The organism is candidate division WOR-3 bacterium (assembly GCA_039802205.1).
Lineage (GTDB): Bacteria > Hydrothermota > Tepidihabitantia > SM23-42 > JAOAFX01 > JAOAFX01.
In genome coordinates, this window is the sequence record JBDRWD010000003.1 from 1 (window position 1) to 24,078 (window position 24,078).

Genomic DNA, 24,078 nt, shown 5'->3' on the forward strand with positions numbered 1-24,078 from the left:
GTAGGAGTGCGCAAGTCATACCAGATTATTGCTCCGCCTGAATCATAACATGTAATTGATGGATATAACTGCGGCGAATGACCCGGATAATCTTCACTATTCACCTGAAAATCAGGGATAATAGTTTGAGCGAGTAAAAATAGTGCGACTACCATACTTCTCTCTTTCTAAATCTTACATAAAAATTTTTAGGTGTCAATGAGTAAGTCGTTTTTTATATCCATATTGACTTTATTATTTTTTTTTATAAAATTAAATTATGCGGCTGGTAAATAATCGGGAAATGCAAGAGATAGATAAATGGGCGCAGGAATTTTTAAAAATCCCGGGCACAGTTTTAATGGAAAATGCGGGTAGAGGAAGCGTGGAGGTGCTGAGAGAATATTTTGAACTTGAAGGCTTGAATGTCTTGGTCGTCTGTGGCAAGGGGAATAATGGTGGTGATGGCTTTGTTATTGCCCGTCATTTAAAAAATCATGGTAGTAGTGTTCGGATTGTCTTGCTCGGCAGGGGGGATGAGCTCAAAGGCGATGCCCTGCTGAATTATCAGATAGCCAGAAAGGCAAAATTTGAGATTATTGAAATTAACTCAGTACAAAAATTGAGAAAGGTTTTTCAGAACTACAAATATGATTGTATTATTGATGCAATCTTTGGAACTGGGTTTAAAGGAAAACCTGAAGGAATTTTTCTTGAGGCGATAAGACTGATTAATAATAGTGATGCCTTTGTCTTTTCAGTGGATATCCCTTCGGGAATCAACGGCGATACCGGAAGATTTGAAGAGTCCTGCGTCATTGCTGATGCCACAGCGGTGATGTGTTTGCCTAAACGGGGAAATATTCTTTATCCAGGTAGGGCATTTTGTGGAGATCTTTATCTGGTTGATATCGGTGTGCCCTATGAATTGATTGATAATGGATTCCCGCAGATTGTGGAGTTTGATGATATCCATGACATTCTCCCTTTCCGAGACCCTGCCGGCAACAAGGGGACATTCGGGCAGGTTTTGATAATTGCCGGTGCCAGGGGATTTTCGGGTGCAGCGGCGATGGCATCGATATCCTGTTTGCGAATGGGTGCGGGTTTAGTCCGACTTGCAGCACCTGAAGGGATTATGGATAGCCTTGAGGCAAAATTACTTGAAGTGGTAAAAGTTCCACTCAAGCAAACCAACGAAGAGACCATAAGTATAAAGGCAATAGATACAATTGTTTCTTTGCTGGATAAGACCGATGTGGTGATAATCGGTCCGGGATTAACAACCAATAAAGAAACTGCTGAGTTTGTTACAAATTTATTACCACAATTAAAGATTCCAACTATCATCGATGCTGATGCACTCAATATCATCAGTCAGGATGTGAAGATATTTAAGAAAATTAAAACCGATTTTATTCTAACACCCCATCCTGGAGAATTATCGAGATTGACTGGATTACCGATTCCAAGAATCAATGAAGAAAGAATTGATCTGGCATTGAAATGTGCGAAAGAATTTGGGGGGATCTTGATTCTTAAAGGTGCACCGACAGTGATTGCTTCACCAGATGGTGAATTGTATGTAAATCCTACCGGAAACTCGGGCATGGCAACAGCAGGAAGCGGTGATGTTTTGGTCGGAATGATCGGGGGACTTGTTGCCCAAAATCTGAGTCTTCTTTCAGCTGCAATCGGGGGAGCGTTTTTGCATGGTCTGGCCGGAGACCTCTATGTGGAAGAACATGATGAATACTCCCTGATTGCTGGTGATTTAATTGATTACATTCCTAAGTGCCTGAATTATGTCTTAAATCGGGAATATGAAAAAGATGAAATGTGATGATTAGGAAAAAAATCATTGCCGTTCTTGCACTAACATCTATTCTTGGTGCGTTGGAAATATATCCCCAAAATATATTTTTGGACCGTTATGAACTAATTCCGCCTTTGGGAAAAATAAAATCTATTGCTACTTCTATAGACAAAGTATTTGCCGTTAGTGATAACTATCTTTTAATTTTTGATAAGAAATCCCTGGAGTTATTAAGAACTACTTACTTCAAGAAGGAAATTTCGTTAGTGGGCTACGACCCATTTGCTGATGAACTCTGGATTTCGGGTGTTTATTCAATCATTCGGTACAATTTCCATCTGGGCACTGTCAGGGAATATGGTTTTCCCGGGGTAATAAACGGCATAGGTTTTGATCAGCAGAGGGTCTATATTTCTTCACAGAAAAAATATGCCATGGATCGGATAAATGGAAATTTAGAAGTGGTGCCGCAGTTTCCTGAAAATGTTATCTGGTATAAAAATTTTGAGAAAAAACAATTGAATGAATATATATTCCTGACGCCGTATTTCTATCAAGATAGTCTAATGCAAACCAATAATCCTTTTCATCGTTATGAGATTACTGCACTCTATGACGAGGGTCAGGAGCTTTATGTGGGAACAGACCAATACGGGATTTTGCGTTACAATAAAATTACTATGTTCAGAGAGCGGATTATTTATGGACCGCTTGTCACTCGGGGGGTAAAATTAAAAAAGATTGCGACTGATTATTTTTTCATCTCGTCAGCGGGCATTTCTTTGTTGAAATCAGAGGATATCAAAAACTGGTATTATTTCCGGCTCTCGGGGGACCCCAGTGATTTTCTTTATATTAACGGGGATTATATCGTTTCCTTTGGTAATCAGATCGCAAGCATTAGGGGCGCAATGACTACGCCGATTGCTTACTTTAAAAATAAGATCATAACAATCAATTTTGATGGAATGAATATTTATGTAGGAACAAACAATGGCATGTTCAAAATTTTAAGAGACACTAACGAGCCTCTGGATTTCGGTCCTAACCGCTATCCGGTGTATGTGATTTATCCAATGGATGACCAGATATTAGTCGGAGGTGAACATGCTACATATCAATATGACCGCCAACAAAACCGGTGGTTTCAGATAATGCCTTGGGGGACAAGGGATATTTGCAAGTTAAAATCCAGTCTCTATTTTCTTACTCACGAGAATCAATTGATAAAGTATCCGCTCTTTGCTGATTCAAGTGCAAAAGAAGGCGATACAGTTCCTAGTATTCTTCCTTATTTTAATATCTACGATGTTGATACAGATGGTGAAGTTCTCTATTGTGCTACTGGCTCAGGTATAAATTATTTTGAACCCCTATCAGCAAATTATAATCCAATATATAATTTACCCCGAATCAAGTATAACCATGTAGCAGTCGTAGATGAGTACATTATCGCTGTCTCGGACGAGAATATCTATCGTCTTGCCAGAAAATACCGCGATTGAGGTGTTTCTGAAAGAAAAACAAGCATCATTTATTGAACATCTGGAAGAATTAAGAAAAAGGATATTAATCTCAGTCGGATTTGTTTTATTTTTTTCGCTAATCAGTTTTTTCTTCGCTCGTAAAATTCTGCACTTTATAATCAATTGGACAAATATTGAGACTGCTTATTTCTTTTCACCAACTGAGGCATTTATAGTTAATATCAAGGTTGCGATATTTGCTGGTGTTTTTTTCGCATTTCCGATCATCCTCTATCAGATATGGGCATTTATTGGTCCGGGTTTGACAAGAAGGGAACAGCAGGTTTCATTGCCCTTTCTGATTTCCGGTATAACATTGTTTTTAATAGGACTTGCCTTCGCATATTTTATTTTGATTCCACTGGGCTTAAAGTTTTTCTTTTCTTTTGGCACAGAGAATATTAAGCCGATAATGAATATCAATAAAATCCTTGAATTTATCTTCTGGTGTGCTATTGGTAGCGGTTTTTTATTTCAATTACCTCTGATTATTTTCTTTTTGATTAAACTCGGTATTATGGATGCACGAACAATAACCCAACACCGAGCAGAATTCATCGTCGGAGTCCTCATAATTGCGGCAATAATAACACCAACCGGCGATATGTTTACGCTGTTACTGATATCCCTTCCTTTGATACTACTGATTGAAATAGGAATTCTACTGGCTAAGATAACCGGTGCAAAGAAATAACGCGCACTGGGAGACAAATTTTTTCTAATAGACTTTCTCATTAAAGAAAGGGCAGAAAAAGCAAAGGCGGTAAAAATTGTAAGACAAAAATGCGTGCCCACGAAGATTTTACTAATAGGATTTGATTGCTGGTGTTGGATAGAACCCGGAAGAGAAATTAGCTGGTAACCGTTTTAACAATTGCTTGACGAAAATGATTTTTTTCAGTATACTTATAAGAGGCATTGTGGGGTACTATTATTTAACTTTAATTTTATTATTTGTCCATTCTTCGTTCGACACTTACGATTCGATATTTACTAATGTGGATGTGATTGATGCCGATGAAATTAAGAATCTACCAGTAAGTAATCTTGAGGAGCTTTTGACCCTTATTGCGGGTTTGAACCGAGATTACAAAACCTTCCATCTGCGTGGAAGCATTGGTGAGAGCGAAATTGCTTATTATCTTGATGGTGTTCCCTTTGCCGAACCTGAATATATAAATTTAAATGCGATTGAAAAGATTGCAATCCAGAAATCGGGGTTTTCTGCTGAATATGGTGCTGGGTTTGGTGGGATTATACATATTAAGACGAAGAAATTAAAGAAAAAGTCAATGAATGTAGAATATTTGACGGATGATTTGTTCCCTGTTGAAAAGTTGAACTTTGGATACAACCAATATGGCATAAATGGTCAGGGTAAGATAAAAGACGACATATCTTATTTCCTTTCTGGAAACGTGGTCTACACCGATGTATCATCACCCGGATTTTACCGAGTTTTTTCACCTGGCAACTGTTATAATGGTTTGATTCGTTTGACCTATTCGGGTAATGGTGGTAATAATCTTTCTATGCAAGGGTATACATTCCGTGACCAGAGCATTTGCTGGCATCCGAATATTACGGGCGGAAATGCTTATAAATATTTCTCGCAGAAACCAATGGTCCGGGAGAAGGGAAAATCTATAATCTTTAGCAGTGATTTCTTGCTGGGTAGTAAAATAAAATCATCAGTAAGTTATCTTTTGACCATAATTGATAGCGTATTTGGGAATCGTGATTATGAATGGGACGAGAATAATGGTCATCAATGGTATGATGATTATCGTCTAAAGGCAGAACATCTTATAGAATATTTAAAGAATAAAAAAGTATCTCCGGCTTATGTCATTCGTGATAGTTTAACAGAATATCACAAGGAAGCAGATAGGCGCAGTGAAAAATCACTGCGGAATAATCCCTATGGTGTTAGGGACATTTTTTACACCGTTGGCGACTACCCTGCATGGTGTTATTGTAATTCAACGGTTCAGCAATTATTTTTAAAAATGAAATATTCTGCTAATAATCAAAATGAAATCAAATGGGGAATGGATTTTGCCTGGAATGAATTCAATTATTACAATAATCCATTGCCCTGGTTTACTCAATCTTTATGGAATTACTATGAACGCACCCCGAGTGCAATATCAGTCTATCTTGAGGATAAATGGATGACAGAATGGATCGGTATTTGCGCGGGAATAAGATATAGCCATTTTGACTATGGGCTTTATCAGCCTTTAAGATTTGAGTTGCCGGACAATGACACTGTTTTTATACTCAAAAAGAATTTCATCTCGCCAAGAATAGGATTGGTATTGCCGGTAGCCAAAAAGTTGGATATTTTCTTTAATGGTGGTGAATTTTATTATGAACCTCCAGGATATACAGGAAGATGTGAACCGGCAAAGACAAGAATGTTTGAAATGGGTTGCAGATTGAATCCTATATCCAATATATTGATAACAAGTAACCTCTATCAAAAATATATGGTTGATTTGTACATTCAAAAAGTGGAGTATTATAATTATTATCCGTGGAATTACTTATATACATATACATTTACCTACATAGATAAGGCAGAGGCCAAAGGATGGGAGATGAATCTTAAAAAATTATTCGGTCAGTGGTTGTCCATCGGATTGAGTTATAACCTCCAATTTACCGAACAGATGCCGGTTTATGATTATAATTATTATTACTATTACTACGAAGGAAATGACCCAATAACTGGTGAACCAATCAAATATGAAAAGAAATATCATCCGTTAAATTATGATTGTCGGCATAGTTTAAAGAGCTTTTTAATTTTTAATATCCCGAAGGATTTTCATCCTCTTCTGGGTAATTCTACATTTTCTTTTTTCTGTTCTTTTTATTCAGGATTGCCTTATACACCCGAGGATTTAAGAGGAGAACCTGTTGGTGATATAAATTCAGCGCGCATGCCTGCAAATAGTAATGTGGATATGAAATATCTAAAAAAATTTAAGATTGGTCCTGTTTGTTTGTCTTTCAACTTGCTGATAAACAATCTTTTTAATACAAAGCAGATTGTTTATGTTTATCCAACCACAGGAAAACCAGATGACCATGGAGACCCTGAGCCATCAATTGGTCAATTTGGCTGGCTTCCAATTTCAAGTTCATATTATTCGCCACAAAGCGACCACAATCATGATGGACTTATTACACCGGTGGAAATGCGCGATGAATATTTGAAGGCAAGATATGATTATTTTACAAATCCGCTCCATTATGCGAATCCATTCCGCATCAGGTTTGGGTTAGGTTTAGAATTCTATTAGTATTATTGCGATCATATATAATAATCTGAACTTGCTTAACAAATTTTGTTGCAAAAACTTGTTTAATGTCGGACAAAATTTATTGTGAAGACTTGACATTCATGCCCTAATTGTTAAAATAATGGGAGGCGACTATGGAACTTATAACTCTCTTTTTTGTGGTCCAAGTTGATTCTAGCATAATTAAATATGAGACACAGGTTCCTTTTGATCTTGAGGCAAAGATATACGAGATTGATAGTGCACTTGCTCAGAGGATTGAATTTTTCAAGAATTACCCGGCAATCAAAAAGGCTGAATTATATTTACTGCCGGATTCTTCTTATGTCCTTGAGATTTATTCCCAAAAAGAGGGTGTTAATATTAGAGAAAGGATAGAAGTTAAGCCTGAAGAGATTTCACAAATCCGGCAGGCAATTGCAGCAGCAAAGACGGTGGAGATTCCCAAAGCCGTTCTTGACCGTTCTGGATACCGCGATTTTTTAGGAGGTTCATTTGTTTTTGCCTATTGCATCCAGGCGCCATTGACGGTTATGGCAGTGAATCCCGATAACCTCCGGATTGGGGTTGCTGTGTATATGTTATCAAGTTCTGCGGGCTTTGTTATTCCATTGCTTTTAACAAAAAATTGCAATGTTTCAAAGGCGCATGCCAACATGTTTAGGTATGGTGGTTATAATGGGCTTTATATTGCCGGTGCTTTAGCCACAATCGTTGATATGAATATTTTTGAAGGTACCGGTGCGTTACTTACGCTTGGGGGAAGTGTGGTTGGTGAATATACCGGCTTTCAAGCAGTTAATAGTTTTAAGCTTAGCATGGGTAGAGGAAATACAATTATGATTATTGGTGATTTCGTTGGCGCCAGTAGCATGGGAATGCTCAGTTTGTTTGATAACTGGTCTAACCCAAAATTTAACCATAAACATTATTTGGCAACATCAATCTTGGGCATCGGTCTGGGAATTTTCTTGGGTTCCGCAGTTACGAGAAAAATCAATTTGGCAGATGGAGATTATTTGATTTTTGGAAATTGCGGAATTGTTGGTGCGGCTTCATTGCCTGTGCTTTTGTCATATTTTGACAACAGTCAGAACAGGATTTCCGGCAAGATGTATATTTCTGCTGGTGTTGCCGGACTCGGTCTTGGTTCAATATTGGGATATAAGATTGTAGAAAACAAAAATTTCAGCGAGTCAGAGGCAAACATTATCGCAATAGGCGGTGTCGCTGGTTCACTGGCAAGTGTGGGATTGATTTTTCTCTCCGGTAATGAAAATCCCAAGATTTATTGGACAGGCCTCATTGCTGGCGATGTAATTGGTGCTGTAGCCACCACCTCATTCATAAAAGCAGGGAGAGCAAATAAGCAGTCAAAACTTTATTTAAATCCTGAATCCATAATCAGTATGGGATTATGCTATGGTAATGGTATTCCTTTTAGAAACTCCCTCATTACCTACCGGTTTTAACTGGATGAATAAAATTGAATCTTGACGGTACGCAAAATAAGCATAAAATGTGAGTATGCGAAAAGAAATTGTCTATTTTGACAAACCGGGAAGACATAACACCAAAGAGACTATCGAGTTGGCTTTAAAAAGGGCTGAAGAGCTGAAGATTGAAGATATCGTCATTGCAACATGTACTGGTTATTCCGCAAGGGTTTTATTGCAAAAGGCGAAGAACAAAAATATTATTGCCGTTACCCATCAAGCAGGTTTCGTCAAACCTGGAGAAACAGAAATAAAACCCGAAGTTGTCGAATTTTTGAAGAAAAAAGGGGTCAAGGTATATACGGGAACCCATTTTTTTGGAGGATTCGGCCGTGCCATCCGATTTAAATTCGGTGGTCTTGAGCCCGAAGAGATCGCGGCAAATACCTTAAGGATATTTGGTGAAGGGGTAAAGGTTGCTGTAGAGATTGCAATAATGGCGCTTGATGCGGGTTTAATTTCCTACGGGAAGGAGATTATCTCAATTGGAGGAACAGGTTCCGGGGCTGATACTGCAATTGTGTGTGTGCCGAGACACGGGAAGGATTTCTTCAATTTTGAAGTAAGGGAGATAATCTGCAAGCCAAGGAAGAGATGAATTAAGGGGTAGGACTCCAGGACTAAAGGTTTATGAGATCAAAGGTAGCAGTGATAAAGACCAGCCCCAAAACAGTTTTGGGAGACATTGAGCGATGCTTGGAGCTTGCTGAAGTTGAAAAACATTTACCTAAAGAAATTCCGACTATTTTAAAAATAAATATCTCCTGGCACTTCTGGTATCCTGCCTGTTCTACAACACCCTGGCAACTTGATGGTGTAGTATCTACGCTTCTCAAACTCGGTTATAAAGATTTAATTCCTGCCCAGAATCGAACCGTGGTGATTAATCCAAAACTCGGTGCTGAGAATAATCATTTAAATTCAGTGATGCGTAAACATAGATTGAGATTCGTGTATCTCTACGAGCCAGAAGTAAAATGGATATATTACCGACCAAAGGCAAAGATGCTGGCACTTGATAAAGTGTATAAAGATGGTATTCAGATACCCGAACTATTTATTGGTAAGAATGCATTTCACTTACCCACATTAAAAACTCATTTCTTTACGACAATGACCGGGGCAATGAAGAATGCCTTTGGTGGATTATTGAATGATAATCGGCACTGGGCCCATGCTGTCATCCATGAAGCACTCGTCGATTTATTGCAGATCCAAAAAGAAATCCATCCGGGGATATTCTGTTTAACCGATGGGACTTTTGCTGGAAATGGTGCGGGTCCCAGATTGATGAAGCCTGAGATAAAAAACTATATCTTAGCCAGTGGTGATTCGGTGGCGATTGATGCGATTGCCGCAAAAATTATGGGGTTTGACCCGATGAGTATAAAATTTCTGAATTTAGCACACGAAATAGGATTGGGAAAAGCAAAACCAGAAGAAATAGAAGTTGTAGGAGAAGATATCAGTAATGTAAATTTTGGTTTCAAGGTTGAGGACACATTTGCCTCAAGAGGGCAAAAGGCGATATACTGGGGATTTTTAAAGCCCTTGGAACATTTACTTCTACGTACGCCGATCGTCCCTTGGTCATATTTGGCTTCCCGTGCCTACCATGACTTTTACTGGTATAATGTTCGGGGTAAACCAATCGTCAGGAAATTTTTACGCACTGAATGGGGAAGACTTTTTGAGTCGTATAAATAAGTTAAATGTATAACTATCTTAAAGAATGATAATTATCTCTCCCTTGTTTTCTTTTAGAAACGGAATAATCCTCCTCTTTCCCCCTTTAAGAAAGGGGCATATGAGGGGATTGAAGAAAGGGGGATAAGGGAAGATTGAGAAAAGAAGATTAATTAAAGGAGGAATATAGGATGATAAATACAGGATATCCAAAAAAGTGTTCCAGGGAGATTCCAAAAGAGAAGAGATATGAGTGATTCTATCATCAAAACTTTCATCGTGGGCTATATTGAAACAAATATGTATTTAGTCCATAATCACAAAACCGGCATCATTATTGATCCTGGTTTTATTGAAACTGAATCTGAATCATTGATCAAAAAAATCAAAAATGAAGTATTTGAAATCCCTATGGTCATCCTAACCCATTGTCATTTTGATCATATTTCAGGCTGTCCAATCTTAAAAAAAGAATTCAAAAGCAGAATCTATTGCCATAGACTTGATGAAGAAAAACTTCTTGACCCGCAAAAAAGCGGTGCTATATATTTTGGGGTATCAGGTACTCCTTTAAAACCGGATGGCTATCTTGAAGATGGACAGGTTATAAAAATTGATGGGAATATATTAAAGATTATTCACACCCCGGGTCATACGAGCGGTGGGATATCAATTCTTTTGAATGATAAATATCTCTTCAGTGGTGATACAATATTTAAAGGCGGCATCGGGAGAACCGACCTTTATGATGGAGATTATGATATCGAAATAAATTCAATAGTGAACAAAATCTTGATTCTGCCTGAAGATACGATTATCTATCCCGGACACGGTCCATCCACAACAGTCCGACAGGAAAGAAGAAACTTCTAAACTAGCATCCTCTTCGTAAGTGGAAGTAAAACATCCGAAATTTCGTGAGATATTGGTGGTCTTTTTTAGTCCTTATTTCCATTTACGAAGTGGAAATAGAGGGTTCTGCTATTATTTGAACGATGATTCTACGGGTTCGGCGGGGACCATCAAATTCGCAGAACATAATTGATTGCCAGGTGCCCAAAATCATCCCACCATTTCTCAGTGGAATTGTCAAACTTGAACCGACGATAGCACTGCGGATATGTGCAGCAGCATTGCGGTCAATGTGGTCATGGAGATAGTTCGCCCTTTTGGGGATTGCCCGCTCAAGTGCATTTAAAAAATCGGTTTTGATATTCGGGTCTGCACTTTCATTTAATATCACACCCGCAGTGGCATGGGGAATGAAGATATGGACGATGCCATTTTTGATCTTTGAGCCAGAGACAATTTTTTCAACTTCGCTGGTGATATCAATCAACTCTTCACTCTTATTTGTTGAAATCGTAAATTCATAAAAAGGCATAAGATAATTTAATCAGAATACAAAAAATTTCAAGTATAAAGATAATGGTGTATTAGTCTACAACAGCGGTTATCTTTTTGACGCTATGCTCTAATACATAAAAATTTTGTTCTTCTTTGTTAAGTTTAATCTAAGATGGAGAAGTAGTATAATTCGCATAACCCGCCAGGTCGCAGATGAGCATTAGGTGGCGGTAGAATTCGAGAATATTCTTTGATTTGAATGAAAATTTTCTTGCCGAGACCCTTTTTAATCCGGGCAGGCTCTTTATCGCATCACCGAAGAGTGAATTAATCATCTCAACTTCCGCATTTATTGGGTATTTAAACTTAAAGGGCTTCAGTTTATTTATCTTTCTTACTACCCGTCCCGCCTTTAATTCTATTTCTTTTTGAACATCATCCGGATGCCGACATTTTGCACAGAATCTGGAAATACTGGATTTGGTAATGACTGTTTCAACTCCAGTCCCAAAAAATCTTTTAATCTCCTGAATAAGTTTATCATCACCTGAAACCAATCCTAAAGGAACACCATAATGCCCCGCAATCCCGGCATTTATCTCGGATTCTCCAACATACTGCCCATTTATTTTGATGTTATAAATCAGACTTGAAGAATAAGAATGGTCCATCATTCCGTCTTCTGTTCCAACCATTGCATGATAACCGATGAAAAATACTACATCAAAGTTTTCATTAAGTCCTTCCATCATATAGTAGTTTCGGTGAGTCCCCTTTATCAGTTCCACGCCAGGCTCAAGTTCTTCTATCAATAGATTCTCACCCGATGCATGAGAATCGCAGATGAGGATTTCGCCGATTTCCATTCCGCTCTTTTTTACACCACGAATTGCTGCATTCACTTCTTGGGTTGCGAGCCTGCGGATGCGTAATAAATCCGGCGAATCCTTTCTCATCTCCTTCCAGGATGTTACACCACTTATTCCTTCTAAATCAAAAGAAATGAAAATATTAAATCTCTTTGCCATGGGAAATTATACTGTTTTTATGATGAGTGTCAATACAGATATTTATCTTTCCGGTGGATAGATATACAATCCAGAATCCCAGGAAAGGTCGTAATGTTAAACATTCAAAATGTCTGAGTTTTTCTAAATTCGCCAAATTATTATACACGCAAACGTATTAGTGGTAGCCGCACCCTTGAGGGAGCAAAATATCTGGGGATTTAGAGATATCTATCTTTACAGGTTATGAGAAAGCCTTGTCCTATGAAAGAAAAAATCGCCGAGACGCTGCCCGTAAGGTTATCATTACAAATTTTGCCAATAGGTTTCATGGTTTCTAAATAAAACATTCTATAAAAAGTAGTGTGGAGTCAGTCAGAATGTGTATTGACTTAATGAAATTTTGGGATAGAATAAGATTTAATGGCTATTTTATTAAGTCGGGCAAAACAAGTTCTTACGATGAATGATGGTATTGGTTTAATATCCGACTGTTCGGTACTTATTGAAAATGATATCATCAAAAAAGTCGGGCGGTTCAGCGAGTCTAATTTTAAAGGAGAAATAATCGATTGCACTGGTTATGTTTTGACTCCGGGGCTTATTGATGCTCATACCCATCTGGTCTTTGCTGGTACCCGGGAAGATGAATTTGCCTTGCGGCTTGAAGGAGTGAAATACGAAACAATTGCCCAAAAAGGTGGGGGTATCTTGAAAACCGTAGCGATGACGCGCGCGGCTTCTGAAGACGACCTTTATAAACTTGCGGTAGAGCGAGTCAAAAAAATCATCCGTCATGGCACTACTACGATCGAGATAAAAAGTGGCTATGGACTGTCTCTGTCGGAAGAATTGAAGATATTGCGGGTAATAAGAAGATTGAAGGAGAACATGCCAATTGATATCGTTCCCACTTACTTGATCCATGCCATTCCTAAACTTATGAAGCGTCAGGATTATGTTGATATGCAGTGCGCCGAGATGTTACCGGAAGTGGCCCGACGGCAACTCGCTGAATTCTGTGATATTTTCTGTGATAAGACCGCTTTTACCAAGAGCGAAAGTGAGAAAATACTTAAACGTGCGCGGGAACTTGGTTTTGCCCTTAAGATGCATACCGATGAATTAGCCAATATTGGTGGCGCGACGCTTGCTGCAAAACTTGGTTGTGTTTCCGCCGAACACCTTATTTATACAACTAAGTCAGGAATAAGGGATTTAAGAAGGGCTAATGTGATACCAGTGTTGTTACCGGGCACATCCCTTTATCTTCAGAGCAAACAAAAACCACGAATGCACGATTTCATAAAATTGGAACTGCCCATCGCCTTTGCTACCGACTTTAATCCGGGAACATGTATGATTTATTCCATGCCCAAGATAATTGCCCTCGCCTGTTTAGTCTATCGAGCTCCAATCGAAGTTGCCCTGATGGGTGCGACGATTAATGGGGCTAGGGCTTTGAAAAGGGATGATAAAATCGGAAAAATAAAACCCAATTTTCAAGCCGACCTGGTGGTATGGAATGTCAATGACTACCGTAAAATTCCTTATCAATTTGGTGAAGATTTGATTAAAATGGTGATAAAAAGGGGGAAGATAATCCATGAAACAAATAGTTGAGTGCGTTCCTAATTTTAGTGAAGGAAGGGATAAAGCAAAAATTGACGAAATCGTCAAGGTCATTGAAGCAACAGGGGTGCAGATTCTTGATGTGGAAATGAATCCCGACCACAACCGTGCAGTATTGACATTCATTGGCGAACCGGACCAGGTACTGGAAGCGGCTTTTAATGCTACAAAGAAGGCAGCGGAATTGATCGATTTGACGAAACATAAAGGTGAACATCCCCGGATTGGGGCGACTGATGTCATTCCCTTTGTTCCAATAAGCAACATCTCCACCGAAGAGTGTGTTGAACTTGCTCGCCGCCTTGGCAAAAGGATTGCGGAAGAACTTGATATACCCGTCTATCTTTATGAAGCCGCGGCCACAAGGCCAGATAGGGAAAACCTCGCCAACATACGAAAAGGAGAATTTGAAGGCTTGAGCAGAGAAATAGAGACCAATCCTGACCGTTATCCTGATTTTGGTAAACCTAAAATTCACCCCACGGCGGGGGCAACAGTTGTAGGGGCACGATTTCCCTTGATCGCCTACAACATAAATTTGAATACCAGTGATGTGAATATTGCTAAAAATATTGCTAAGGCGATAAGATTCAGGGATGGAGGATTCCGGTATGCCAAGGCCTTAGGGTTTGAATTGAAAGAAGAAGGGATTGCCCAGGTTTCGATAAATATGACTAATTATCTTGGTACACCTCTCTACCGCGTGTTTGAGATGGTTAAACTTGAAGCCCAACGCTACGGGGTGACGATTAAAGAATCCGAAATCGTCGGGTTAGTCCCGGAAAAGGCTTTGATAGATACTGCTGTTTTCTATCTTCAACTGAATCGGTTCAATGAGAATCAAATTCTTGAATACCATCTCCGGGGCATGGTGAAAAAAGAAGAGAGCTTGAACGATTTTTTAAATCAACTTTCGGATGCTACCCCTGCTCCGGGGGGCGGGAGTGTTGCGGCACTCCAGGGAGCACTGGGTGCGGCTCTCCTGTCGATGGTCACGGGTCTTACGGTGAAGAAAAACAATGATCAAGAACTGAAGGATTTTCATGGTTTGCTGCGCATGGCTGTTCGTGAGTTTTATAAGGCTATTGATGAGGACAAAAATGCATTTGAGTCAGTGATGCAGGCATACCGTCTCCCTAAGGAGACCGAAGAGGAAAAGAACCAGCGTACCCAGGCAATTCAGGAAGCCTTGAAAAGGGCTACCGATGTTCCTCTTGGTGTTTCGCAACGGATAGTCAGTCTTTATCCTTACGCCCGGATTTTATTGAAAAAAGGCCTAAAAACGGCAATCTCTGATGTTGGAGTGGCAATTTATACCCTTCATAGCGGTTTTTTAAGCGCCCGGGCTAATGTATTGATTAATCTTCCCTCGATAAACGACTCAGAGTTTGTGGCAAAAACAAAAAATCAGATTGAAAAGCTGAGAGAAGAAGAGATAAACATCTATCAGGAATTAGAAAGGGAGTTCGCTTCCACACAATTATTTTAGTATTGACAAATTTATAAAATCAATTATAATTTGCAAGGTAGGTTGATAATGGATACAGAAACTATTGCAAGAAGTCGGCAATATATCAACGAAGGGAAGTATGAAAAGGCGCAGATTATTCTGAGACGAGCCCTGGAAGAAACACCTAACCGCGCTCCGGTTCTTGAACTATGCGGTGATCTTGCGGTAAAACTCGGAAGAGTGAGCGAAGGTATCACTCGTTACGAACATGCGGTAGAGAATTATACCCATGAAGGGCGATATCCTGAGGCGATAATCTGTCTGGAAAAAATATTGATGCTTGATGAGATGAATGAAAACGCTTTATTCAAACTGGTAGATCTTTATCATTTCTATGGGCTTCCAAATGAAGCGATTAAAAAGCTCATCAATTTTGCCTCTCGTGCTTTGGAAAAGAAGAATGAGACATTATTCATTTCGGCACTCCGTAAAATCGTGGAACTGCAGCCGAAGAATCTGCCCCTTAGGTTATCGTTTGCCAAGTTGCTTTTTTCCGTGAATAGAATTCGGGAGGCTGAAGACGAATTGATTAAATTGAAGGGGATGGCGACGGAGATAAACGACGAAAACATGCTCAATGAAATCAGAAAATTATTACCCCAGACTGATGGAGGGGAGGAGTTGGATCCGAAAAGCCGCATTGAACTGGGAAATTTGCTTTATGAAATAGGTTCCCGGGATGAAGCGATTATCGAATTTAAAAGAGCCGCCGATGATTTAACACGGGAAGGGAAATATGAGGAAGCCATAAAAGTATTAAATCGCATATTGGAGATCGATCCCAATAATTCTGAGGCATTGCAAAAATTAAAAGAATTGAAACCAGCCGCTGGGGTAAAGGAAGAAAAGGTTGAAATTGCGAGGGAGGAAGAGAAAAAAGAAGAGGCAATAACCCTTGAGATAACCCCTGAAGAATTAAAGACCGAAATTCCTGCAACTCCGAAGGTTGAAGAATCAGTAACCGAAATCCAGAGCGACCTTGAGATATTAGCCGACTTGAGTAAAGAAATTGAGGGATTTACTCCGATCACCGAGGAAATGCAACCCTCTAAAGAAGTGATTTCAGAACCGATCACAGAGGCTAAGGCACCGGAAGAACCAGCCGCAGAAACAAAATCCGTAGAGGTACCTCCCTTGGAAGGGCAGATAGCCGACATTGATTTTTTACTTAAAGAATCAGAAGTTGTCCCCCCGACTCCACGCAATTTTGAAGTTGCCAAGCAGTTTGACGAATTCCGAACCAGCATTACTTGGGAGATTGATGATACTAACAAAAAGATGAATTTAGCAAGGATGGCATTAGATTCAGGCTTATACGAGATTGCCCTTTCCTATTTGGAAGAGGAGAAGGAGCGTAAGGAATTCTGGCCTGGTTCGGTGGAAATATTGGGGCAGGCACTAATAAAATTGGGACGCTACAGCGAAGCGATAAAATTAATCGGACCCATAATCCTGCTTGAGGAAATACCCGAGGATAAGAAGCTGGAATTGCGGTATTTACTAGCATCGGGATATGAAGGACTGGGCGATTTTGAGAATGCACTTCGGGAAATTGAACGGATTATTGCAATCAACCCTGATTATCGGGACGTCAAAGAGATATATACCCTGCTCGGTGGTAAGATGGAAATTCCTGTACCAGAGGCGATTGCACCAAAGACAATTTCTGAAGAATTCGGTCCTGAACCTGTTTCAGGAATTGAAGAGACCTATCCGCCGGAAAAGGTGAAGGAACCGGAACCGGTGGTTGAAGAATACTCTTCCACGGAGCCAATGATGGGAACATTTCCGGAAAGGATTGAAGAGAGGCCTAAGGAAATTATTGTAGAAGAACCATTTATGGAAGAAAAAATCGCCTTCAAAGAAGAATATCCCGAAGAGAGAAGGATGGAGGTGGATGAAAAAGGCGAAAATATTGCTTTTCTATAAACCAGGAGGCTAAGTGGGTTATCAAGAATTTTATCAACTAAAGTTTGAGCCGTTTGCAAATCTTCCCGACCCGAAATTTTATTTTAATTCACCACAACATGCACTCGCTAAGGAGTATCTGATGCATGCGGCACGGGGCACGAGAGGATTGGCGATATTGTTGGGTGACATTGGCACGGGTAAGACAATGTTGGTGCGTAAATTATTAACCGAACTTCAAACCACTGGAAAATTTCAGGTGGGAATGATCGTTTTGACTCACTCCGATTTTCCCACCAATTGGCTTTTTTCAAAGATTGCCAATCTTATCGGATTGAGTGATTTAGGAACAACAACTACCGAAATAATCTCGCGCATATCAAACCGCTTACGAGAGATATACCGACGGAATGAAAGAACTGTTATAATCATTGATGAGGCAAATAAGTTAAAAAGTCCGGATATTCTTGAAGAAATCCGGGGTTTATTGAATTTAGAAATTGCCGACACCAGACTGATCTCATTTATTCTAAGTGGTTTACCAGAACTGGAATCATTTTTGATGATGAACCGGGCACTTTATCAACGGATCGCCGTGAAGGTAAAATTAAAACCCATGGGCAGCGAGACGATTCGGGCCTACATTGCCCATCGCCTGAAAATTGCCGGTGCCCAACGTCCGATTTTCACCCCAATGGCGCAGGAGATCATCTGTAGATATTCTGAAGGTAGACCGCGCCTCGTCAATATTATCTGTGATAATGCCCTGCTGGAGGGATATGTCCAGCGAAAGCAGACGATTGACGAGGCCGTTGTTGAACGAGTGATAAGCAATTTAGGTTTGAGATTTGAATAATGGGTGATGTTGGTGCTATTAAAAGATATGTTGCCGAATTACAGGCAAAAGGCGAAATAAATAAAGCCATTGCCGAACTGGAAAAGGCAATAAAAGAATTTCCTAAAGAGGGTTCTTTATTCAATATCTTAGGTGATTTGTATATCAAAGTCAACCGCCAGAAAGAAGCCTTAGATATCTACGAACAGGGTGCTTTTGCTCTTGCGGAGGAGACCTTCTATTCAAATGCCGTATCAATGTGTAAAAAGATCCTCCGGTTGGATAAGGAAAGGACAGAGATTTATAAACTCCTCGGTGATTGCCATAAAGAACTCGGACTTTATGTGGAAGCCGCAAATTATTATCTGGAATATGCGGATCGGAAGTTGAAGAATAACGAAATTGACGCGGCACTTAAGACTTATGAGGCGATAAAAGAACTTGTTCCCAACAATTATAAGATCATACAGACCATCTCCGCCATTTATGAGAAGATCGGCCGGAAAGAACAGAGTGCCGATTTATTGAAAGAAGCCGAGCAGATTCAGCTAAAACAAAGAGAGTTGAAGGAACCGACGACGCCTTCGGCTGCTCCGGTGACGGTTGAAGAACCAAAAGTGGAAATACCCGAACCTTTAGCTGTGGAAACCGTTAGGCCGGTGAAGACCGAACCTATGGAGCCTGTAAGTACTCCAAAAGTTGAAGAAGAAAAAGAAACTGTTGAATCAATAAAGGTACCTGAAATATCTCCGACGGAACCGGAGAAAGCAGAAGTTGAAGAAGTCAAACCGGCAGAAAAGGAAGAGATTTCTCTCGAGGATTTTGTCTCGCCTGAGGTGGCACAATTGTTGAAAGATGAAGTTGAGACGAAACCACCACCGGTAGAAGTTGTGGAAGAAGTTCCTGCAGAGCCGGAAGAGCTTTCTGAGATTGAAAAGACAAAACAACTTGCGGAAATATATCTCAATTTAGGTGAGGATGAAGAAGCAATAAATTGTTTCCGGGACGCGGCTGCCATGGCATTTAAAGAGAAGAAATATGATCAGGCTATGGATTTATACAAAAGGGTTGCTGACCTGAGACCTCTGGATTTGAAGTCGCGACAGCGGTTGATCGAAATTGCCAAGTTGCAGGGTGATAAAGCACTCCAAGTGAATTTTATGATTGAACTTGCAGAGACTCTTTATAGGCGCGAGGCTCGAACCGAGGCGCAATCCGTTCTGCGCAAAATATTAGAGATAGACCCTCAACATGCACTCGCACAAAGTATGCTTGAAGAAGAAACAAGCGCAAAAGAATATATTGACTTGGGGCAGGTGTTAAAGAGTGAAATTGAGGGGGAAGGGGCTTCTTCTACACTCCAGAATATTCATGATTTGATTTCGCAGTTCCGCAAAGAGGTATTTGAGTCGATCGGAGAAGGTGATTATCGTTCTCATTATGACTTGGGTGTGGCCTACAAGGGCATGGGACTATATCAGGAGGCAATAGAAGAATTTGAGATTGCTGCTCGGGATGAGAATTTGAAATTGAAGTCTTATGAGATGATCGCAGCATGTCTCATTGAAAAAGGGAATGTGGAGGAGGCGATAAAGGTATTGAATGAAGGACTCGCGATCCCCAATCGGCCGGTTCGGGAGTATTTTGGTCTTCATTTCCTTTTAGGAAATGCCTATGAGATGCAAAACAATTTAAAGATGGCAATCAAATCTTATGTAAACGCGGCAAATATTGATAAAACAGTGCCCGATTTGTTGAAAAAGATAAATGAATTAAAGGACAAGCTTACCGAGGAATTAAAAAAGCGGGCACAAGCAACTCCGCCGCCAACTTCGGCACCCCCGAGCGAGGAAACTATTAAACCAAAGAAATCAAAGGTTACTTATCTCTAAAAAGGAGTAGAGATTGGGATACGAAAGTTTTTATAAATTAAAAGAACACCCCTTCAGTTTTACCACTGATGAAAAATTCTATTATAATTCACCACAGCATGCCAAGGCATTGGCAAAACTTACCCATGCGGTGGAGACGGAGAAAGGATTGGCTTTGTTGATCGGCGACATCGGAACCGGGAAGACGACGCTTTCCCGCCGATTGCTGGACCAGTTGATCAGCAATAATGTGGAAGCCACGCTGCTGGTTATTATCCACTCTGAAATAACTTCACTATGGTTTCTTAAAAAAATCGCTCTGATGCTTGAAACACCGGTGGAATCCGACAATAAGATTGAAATCATTACCGCCGTCTATCATCGGTTGCTTGATCTGGCGAGCAAGAATAAAAAAGTTGTCATTCTAATTGACGAAGCAAATATGCTCCAGCGCAAGGATTTGATGGAAGAAATACGGGGTTTATTAAATCTTGAATCCGAACATGGCAAACTTTTGAATTTTATTCTTTTTGGTCTACCGGAGATGGAAGATTATCTGAAGCTCGATCCACCCCTTTACCAGCGTGTTGCCGTTCGTTGCGTTCTGGAGGCATTGGATCAGGAGACGACCCATAATTATATTGTCCACCGGCTTCGGGTGGCGGGTTGTGCACGTCCGCTTTTCACGGGTGGGGCAATGAAGGCGATTTATCAATATTCAAAAGGTGTCCCCCGGACGATAAATGCGATCTGTGACAATGCTTTGCTTGAAGGTTTCCTTTTGAAAAAAGAAATCGTTGATGAAAAAATCATTCTGGATGTTTGTCGCGATCTCGGGCTAACTTAGGAACCAATCATTTGACACCCTTTTCTGCCGATCTTCATATCCACACTACCTGTTCTGATGGTGTATATACTCCAGAGGAAGTTGTTGATATTGCACTCAAATCACAAATTTCGACAATTGCCATTGCGGACCACGACTCGATTGCCGGTATTGATCGGGCAATCAAATACGCTCAAAACCGCCTGGAGATTATTCCTGCTGTGGAATTAAGCTCCAATATTGGAAAATTGGATATCCACCTTCTTGGCTATTACATTGATTACCATTCATCAGCTCTGATTGATTATCTGGAAGATTTTCGAATCTACCGGGTGGAACGGGCAAAAAAAATTGTTGAAAAATTAAATCGCTCTGGCATAAGGCTTGATTTTGAATTTGTTAAATTGATTGCAAAAGATAGTGTGATAGGTAGGCCCCATATTGCGGAAGCACTGGTTAAGACGGGCTATGCCCGTTCAGTAAGCGAGGCATTCGCGCGATATCTTGGCTACCACTGTAGTTTCTATGAACCTAAAAAAGAGATAAGCCCTAAAAAGGCGATTGAAAAAATAAAAAATTGCGGAGGTATCCCTGTGATTGCACATCCCGGGATGATAGGTAAAGATAATGGTGTGGTTTATAAATTGATTGATGATGGGGCATGGGGTATTGAAGTGTGGCATCCTGAGCATACCAGGAAACAGGAGGATGATTTCTATGAAATTGCAGTAAAACATGGATTATTGATGACCGGTGGTTCCGATTTCCATGGTTATCCACGGGGCTATTGTAGGATTGGTGAATATGGTTGCAATGAGATACATGTCGCTTGTTTGAAGGAAAAAAACAAAAGATAAGAAGGAGTAGAATATATGGATATTGAGGCAATAAAAAAAATTCTCCCGCATCGGGAACCATTTTTATTTATTGATGAGGTATTAGAGATAAGTGATAAAAAAATTATTGCCAAACGCACCATTAAGCACGACGAGTATTTCTTCGCAGGTCACTTTCCTGGTGAGCCGATAATGCCGGGCGTTCTCATTGTGGAAGCACTTGCCCAGACCGGTGGTGTGATGCTTTTACGAAAAATGCCCGGGGCAATTCCTTTGTTTATGGGAATTGATAAAGCAAGATTCCGAAAGATTGTCAAACCTGGTGATACATTGATAATGGAGGTGGAGTTACTCCAGGAACGAGGAATGGTGGTGAAGATTGAAGGTGTTGCAAAAGTTAATGGTGAAGTCGTCTGTGAAGCAACAATTCTTGCTGGCATCAAAAAATGATTGAAGAAACAATGAGAGATGGATGAAGTTTTTATTGACAGGAGAGCAAAGGTTCACCGCTCGGTTAAAATCGGGCGATTTTCAATTGTTGAGGAGGGGGTGGAAATTGGGGCGGGAACAGAAATTGGTGAATTTGTAATCATCAGAAGAGGGACAAGGCTGGGTAAAAATAATAAAATATATGCAGGTGTCCAATTGGGAATCGACCCGCAGGATTATCACTTTAAAGGTGAGTATTCCGAATGTATCATCGGGGACAATAATATCATCCGGGAATATACCACGGTTTCCCGGGCGACCGGTGAGGGTGAGAAAACTGTCATAGGTAATAATAACTTTATCATGACATATGTGCACATCGCCCACAATGTAAAAATCGGGAATAACACAGTGATTGCCAGCGGGGTCCAGATTGCCGGATATGTGGAAATTGATGATTATGCCTATATAGGAGGCCTGGCGGGTATCCATCAATTTTGTCGCATAGGCAAATATGCCCTTTTAGGTGCAAAGTCATATTTGAATAAAGATCTACCACCCTACTTTATGGCACGGGGAAATAAGGCAATGGTTTTGGGGATTAACCGTATCGGATTGCTAAGAGCGGGTTTTACCATGGATGATCTTGAAGAAATAAAAAAGATCTTCCGTACACTTTATTGTACTAATAAAAATCTAAGCGAAATCGTCTTACACTTAGAAAACGATGGAAAAAAAGAATTCGCTCAGACCGTTGTTAACTTCATTAAAACTACCAAGCGCGGAATTGTGCGCCGGTAACATCATCTTAATTTCTTTTTATGGCGCATTGCCTTTCTTCTTTTTTTATATTTATGGCGCTTAATCTTTCTTAATTTTCTCTTTCTTCCGCAAGGCATAGTAACACCTCCTTTCGCAAAATTATAATTATTTTTTATTAAAGGTCAAGGTTTTTTTTGGTTAAATTATTTACAACGCTCCTGACAAATTTTGAAATAAATCTGGAACATTGATAAATGGCAAGTTATGAATATAATTCACTATAAATTAAGAAGAGAAATGGTAAGGGATATTGTTTGTCACAAATCTCTCTCAAAGGATATTCGGTTCTTTCTTTTTAGGATACTGCATAATTGGATTACTACAAAGGAGGCAGGATGAAATGCCTAAATACCTACATGCCTAAATGCCTAAAATTTTTTGTTTGGAGTTTGGAAATTAAACATTGTATGAGTTACGGTGTTGGGGATGCTGGATATGAGACTGATACTTGTCTATCCGTGGTTCAAGATAATACCTTTTATGCCAATGATTCATTTCCTTTGATTATCAGCACAACCGAACTTGGTGAATGTAAAAACAATCAATTTATTGATAATCGTCATAATGCAATTTTAATCAGAGGTGGCGGTGATATAACAAAAAGTTTGAGCATCCAGAATCAGGGTGTGCCTTATGTAATAGATTGCTGGTTTGTAGTAAATAGTCTATTGGAGATTGAAAAGAGGAATATTTTGCAATTTAAAGGTCAGAGAGCGTGGTTTAAGCCCAATGGTATTTTAAAAGCAACTGGAGTAACCTTTACTGCGTATGATACTGTTTGGTGGGGAATGAAGTTTGATAATTCTAAATTAGATGCTTCAGTATTGGATAGTTGTATCTTAGAAAAAGCGAGATATTATAGTGGTGTTTGGCCAAGGGGTGCGATTGATATTAACAATAGCTGGATGCGGGTGAGCAATTCGGCCGTCGTGAATAATGAGTGTGGGATTTACATAAGTGGCGCAGCGAGCAGATTGACTTTGACTAATAATTTAATCAGTCAGAACAGTGATGGGATAAGAGCGTATGGTGATAGCAAGGCGGAATCTCTTTATATTAAATTTAACGATCTTTCAGGAAACAAATGTGCATTTGCTATGCCTATCAATTTCTCACCCCCATATTATGTGGCTGATTCTAACTGGTGGGGGGATGCAACAGGACCCTGGGACCCATCAAATGGTGCGCCGGATTATAATCCGCAGGGAAGACAATTCAATTGGGGATTATGTTATTTATAG

20 protein-coding genes are annotated in these 24,078 nt (G+C 39.9%); 18 read left to right on the forward strand and 2 right to left on the reverse strand.

Annotated features, from left to right (window positions below):
- Nucleotides 1–259 precede the first annotated feature (259 nt).
- The 8 genes from ABIL39_01010 to ABIL39_01045 all read left to right on the forward strand — a co-directional run bounded on the left by ABIL39_01010 (nt 260) and on the right by ABIL39_01045 (nt 10,687).
- Nucleotides 260–1,822, forward strand: a complete 1,563-nt coding sequence (locus tag ABIL39_01010; protein ID MEO0164704.1) for an NAD(P)H-hydrate dehydratase — start codon at nt 260–262, stop codon at nt 1,820–1,822.
- On the forward strand, nt 1,822–3,300 hold the full coding sequence (locus ABIL39_01015) for a hypothetical protein (GenBank protein ID MEO0164705.1): 1,479 nt from the start codon (nt 1,822–1,824) through the stop codon (nt 3,298–3,300). Before ABIL39_01010 ends, ABIL39_01015 begins: the two co-directional genes overlap by 1 nt.
- Nucleotides 3,236–4,015: a twin-arginine translocase subunit TatC gene (gene tatC / locus ABIL39_01020; GenBank protein MEO0164706.1), complete on the forward strand. Its 780-nt coding sequence runs from the start codon at nt 3,236–3,238 to the stop codon at nt 4,013–4,015. Before ABIL39_01015 ends, tatC begins: the two co-directional genes overlap by 65 nt.
- A 226-nt stretch (nt 4,016–4,241) precedes the next feature.
- Entirely contained in the window at nt 4,242–6,632 is a 2,391-nt protein-coding gene (locus ABIL39_01025) for a TonB-dependent receptor (protein ID MEO0164707.1), read from the forward strand.
- Between the two features lie 134 nt (nt 6,633–6,766).
- Complete coding sequence (locus tag ABIL39_01030) at nt 6,767–8,104, forward strand: hypothetical protein (GenBank protein MEO0164708.1); 1,338 nt, start codon at nt 6,767–6,769, stop codon at nt 8,102–8,104.
- Nucleotides 8,105–8,159: 55 nt separating this feature from the next.
- Nucleotides 8,160–8,726, forward strand: coding sequence for a pyruvate kinase alpha/beta domain-containing protein (locus tag ABIL39_01035; protein MEO0164709.1), 567 nt, complete (start codon nt 8,160–8,162; stop codon nt 8,724–8,726).
- 32 nt (nt 8,727–8,758) lie between these two features.
- Nucleotides 8,759–9,835 carry a DUF362 domain-containing protein gene (locus tag ABIL39_01040; GenBank protein MEO0164710.1) on the forward strand — a complete coding sequence of 359 codons (1,077 nt, stop codon included), beginning with the start codon at nt 8,759–8,761 and terminating at the stop codon, nt 9,833–9,835.
- Between the two features lie 228 nt (nt 9,836–10,063).
- Entirely contained in the window at nt 10,064–10,687 is a 624-nt protein-coding gene (locus ABIL39_01045; protein MEO0164711.1) for an MBL fold metallo-hydrolase, read from the forward strand.
- Between the two features lie 82 nt (nt 10,688–10,769).
- On the opposite strand, the gene ABIL39_01050 is transcribed toward ABIL39_01045, so the two are convergent.
- A complete protein-coding gene (locus ABIL39_01050) occupies nt 10,770–11,198 on the reverse strand; it encodes a secondary thiamine-phosphate synthase enzyme YjbQ (protein ID MEO0164712.1) in 429 nt (142 codons plus the stop codon).
- A 130-nt stretch (nt 11,199–11,328) separates the two neighbouring features.
- Nucleotides 11,329–12,189: a M55 family metallopeptidase gene (locus tag ABIL39_01055; protein ID MEO0164713.1), complete on the reverse strand. Its 861-nt coding sequence runs from the start codon at nt 12,187–12,189 to the stop codon at nt 11,329–11,331.
- A 402-nt stretch (nt 12,190–12,591) separates the two neighbouring features.
- Here ABIL39_01055 and hutI point away from each other — a divergent pair, with 402 nt between their 5' ends.
- From hutI to ABIL39_01105, 10 genes are all read left to right on the forward strand, one after another.
- Complete coding sequence (gene hutI, locus ABIL39_01060; protein ID MEO0164714.1) at nt 12,592–13,791, forward strand: imidazolonepropionase; 1,200 nt, start codon at nt 12,592–12,594, stop codon at nt 13,789–13,791.
- Nucleotides 13,775–15,289, forward strand: coding sequence for a glutamate formimidoyltransferase (gene ftcD / locus ABIL39_01065; protein MEO0164715.1), 1,515 nt, complete (start codon nt 13,775–13,777; stop codon nt 15,287–15,289). Before hutI ends, ftcD begins: the two co-directional genes overlap by 17 nt.
- A 48-nt stretch (nt 15,290–15,337) precedes the next feature.
- Entirely contained in the window at nt 15,338–17,239 is a 1,902-nt protein-coding gene (locus ABIL39_01070) for a hypothetical protein (GenBank protein MEO0164716.1), read from the forward strand.
- Nucleotides 17,240–17,252: 13 nt separating this feature from the next.
- On the forward strand, nt 17,253–18,074 hold the full coding sequence (locus ABIL39_01075) for an AAA family ATPase (protein ID MEO0164717.1): 822 nt from the start codon (nt 17,253–17,255) through the stop codon (nt 18,072–18,074).
- Entirely contained in the window at nt 18,074–19,945 is a 1,872-nt protein-coding gene (locus ABIL39_01080; GenBank protein MEO0164718.1) for a tetratricopeptide repeat protein, read from the forward strand. The genes ABIL39_01075 and ABIL39_01080 overlap by 1 nt, the downstream gene beginning before the upstream one ends.
- Before the next feature lie 13 nt (nt 19,946–19,958).
- Nucleotides 19,959–20,771 carry an AAA family ATPase gene (locus ABIL39_01085; GenBank protein ID MEO0164719.1) on the forward strand — a complete coding sequence of 271 codons (813 nt, stop codon included), beginning with the start codon at nt 19,959–19,961 and terminating at the stop codon, nt 20,769–20,771.
- Between the two features lie 11 nt (nt 20,772–20,782).
- Complete coding sequence (locus ABIL39_01090) at nt 20,783–21,607, forward strand: PHP domain-containing protein (GenBank protein ID MEO0164720.1); 825 nt, start codon at nt 20,783–20,785, stop codon at nt 21,605–21,607.
- Nucleotides 21,608–21,622: 15 nt separating this feature from the next.
- The gene (gene fabZ / locus ABIL39_01095) at nt 21,623–22,036 is read left to right on the forward strand and encodes a 3-hydroxyacyl-ACP dehydratase FabZ (GenBank protein MEO0164721.1); all 414 of its coding nucleotides are present in this window, start codon (nt 21,623–21,625) and stop codon (nt 22,034–22,036) included.
- Between the two features lie 18 nt (nt 22,037–22,054).
- On the forward strand, nt 22,055–22,816 hold the full coding sequence (gene lpxA, locus ABIL39_01100; GenBank protein ID MEO0164722.1) for an acyl-ACP--UDP-N-acetylglucosamine O-acyltransferase: 762 nt from the start codon (nt 22,055–22,057) through the stop codon (nt 22,814–22,816).
- A 356-nt stretch (nt 22,817–23,172) separates the two neighbouring features.
- Nucleotides 23,173–24,078: a right-handed parallel beta-helix repeat-containing protein gene (locus tag ABIL39_01105; GenBank protein MEO0164723.1), complete on the forward strand. Its 906-nt coding sequence runs from the start codon at nt 23,173–23,175 to the stop codon at nt 24,076–24,078.

Coding starts and splice junctions, on each gene's coding strand:
- tatC (MEO0164706.1), top strand. CDS start 3,236: ATGAGTACATTATCGCTGTCTCGGACGAGAATATCTATCGTCTTGCCA.
- ABIL39_01035 (MEO0164709.1), top strand. CDS start 8,160: ATGCGAAAAGAAATTGTCTATTTTGACAAACCGGGAAGACATAACACC.
- ABIL39_01070 (MEO0164716.1), top strand. CDS start 15,338: ATGGATACAGAAACTATTGCAAGAAGTCGGCAATATATCAACGAAGGG.
- ABIL39_01050 (MEO0164712.1), bottom strand. CDS start 11,198: ATGCCTTTTTATGAATTTACGATTTCAACAAATAAGAGTGAAGAGTTG.
- ABIL39_01055 (MEO0164713.1), bottom strand. CDS start 12,189: ATGGCAAAGAGATTTAATATTTTCATTTCTTTTGATTTAGAAGGAATA.
- ftcD (MEO0164715.1), top strand. CDS start 13,775: ATGAAACAAATAGTTGAGTGCGTTCCTAATTTTAGTGAAGGAAGGGAT.
- ABIL39_01080 (MEO0164718.1), top strand. CDS start 18,074: ATGGGTGATGTTGGTGCTATTAAAAGATATGTTGCCGAATTACAGGCA.
- ABIL39_01040 (MEO0164710.1), top strand. CDS start 8,759: ATGAGATCAAAGGTAGCAGTGATAAAGACCAGCCCCAAAACAGTTTTG.
- hutI (MEO0164714.1), top strand. CDS start 12,592: ATGGCTATTTTATTAAGTCGGGCAAAACAAGTTCTTACGATGAATGAT.
- ABIL39_01105 (MEO0164723.1), top strand. CDS start 23,173: ATGAAATGCCTAAATACCTACATGCCTAAATGCCTAAAATTTTTTGTT.
- ABIL39_01010 (MEO0164704.1), top strand. CDS start 260: ATGCGGCTGGTAAATAATCGGGAAATGCAAGAGATAGATAAATGGGCG.
- fabZ (MEO0164721.1), top strand. CDS start 21,623: ATGGATATTGAGGCAATAAAAAAAATTCTCCCGCATCGGGAACCATTT.
- lpxA (MEO0164722.1), top strand. CDS start 22,055: ATGGATGAAGTTTTTATTGACAGGAGAGCAAAGGTTCACCGCTCGGTT.
- ABIL39_01015 (MEO0164705.1), top strand. CDS start 1,822: ATGATTAGGAAAAAAATCATTGCCGTTCTTGCACTAACATCTATTCTT.
- ABIL39_01045 (MEO0164711.1), top strand. CDS start 10,064: ATGAGTGATTCTATCATCAAAACTTTCATCGTGGGCTATATTGAAACA.
- ABIL39_01030 (MEO0164708.1), top strand. CDS start 6,767: ATGGAACTTATAACTCTCTTTTTTGTGGTCCAAGTTGATTCTAGCATA.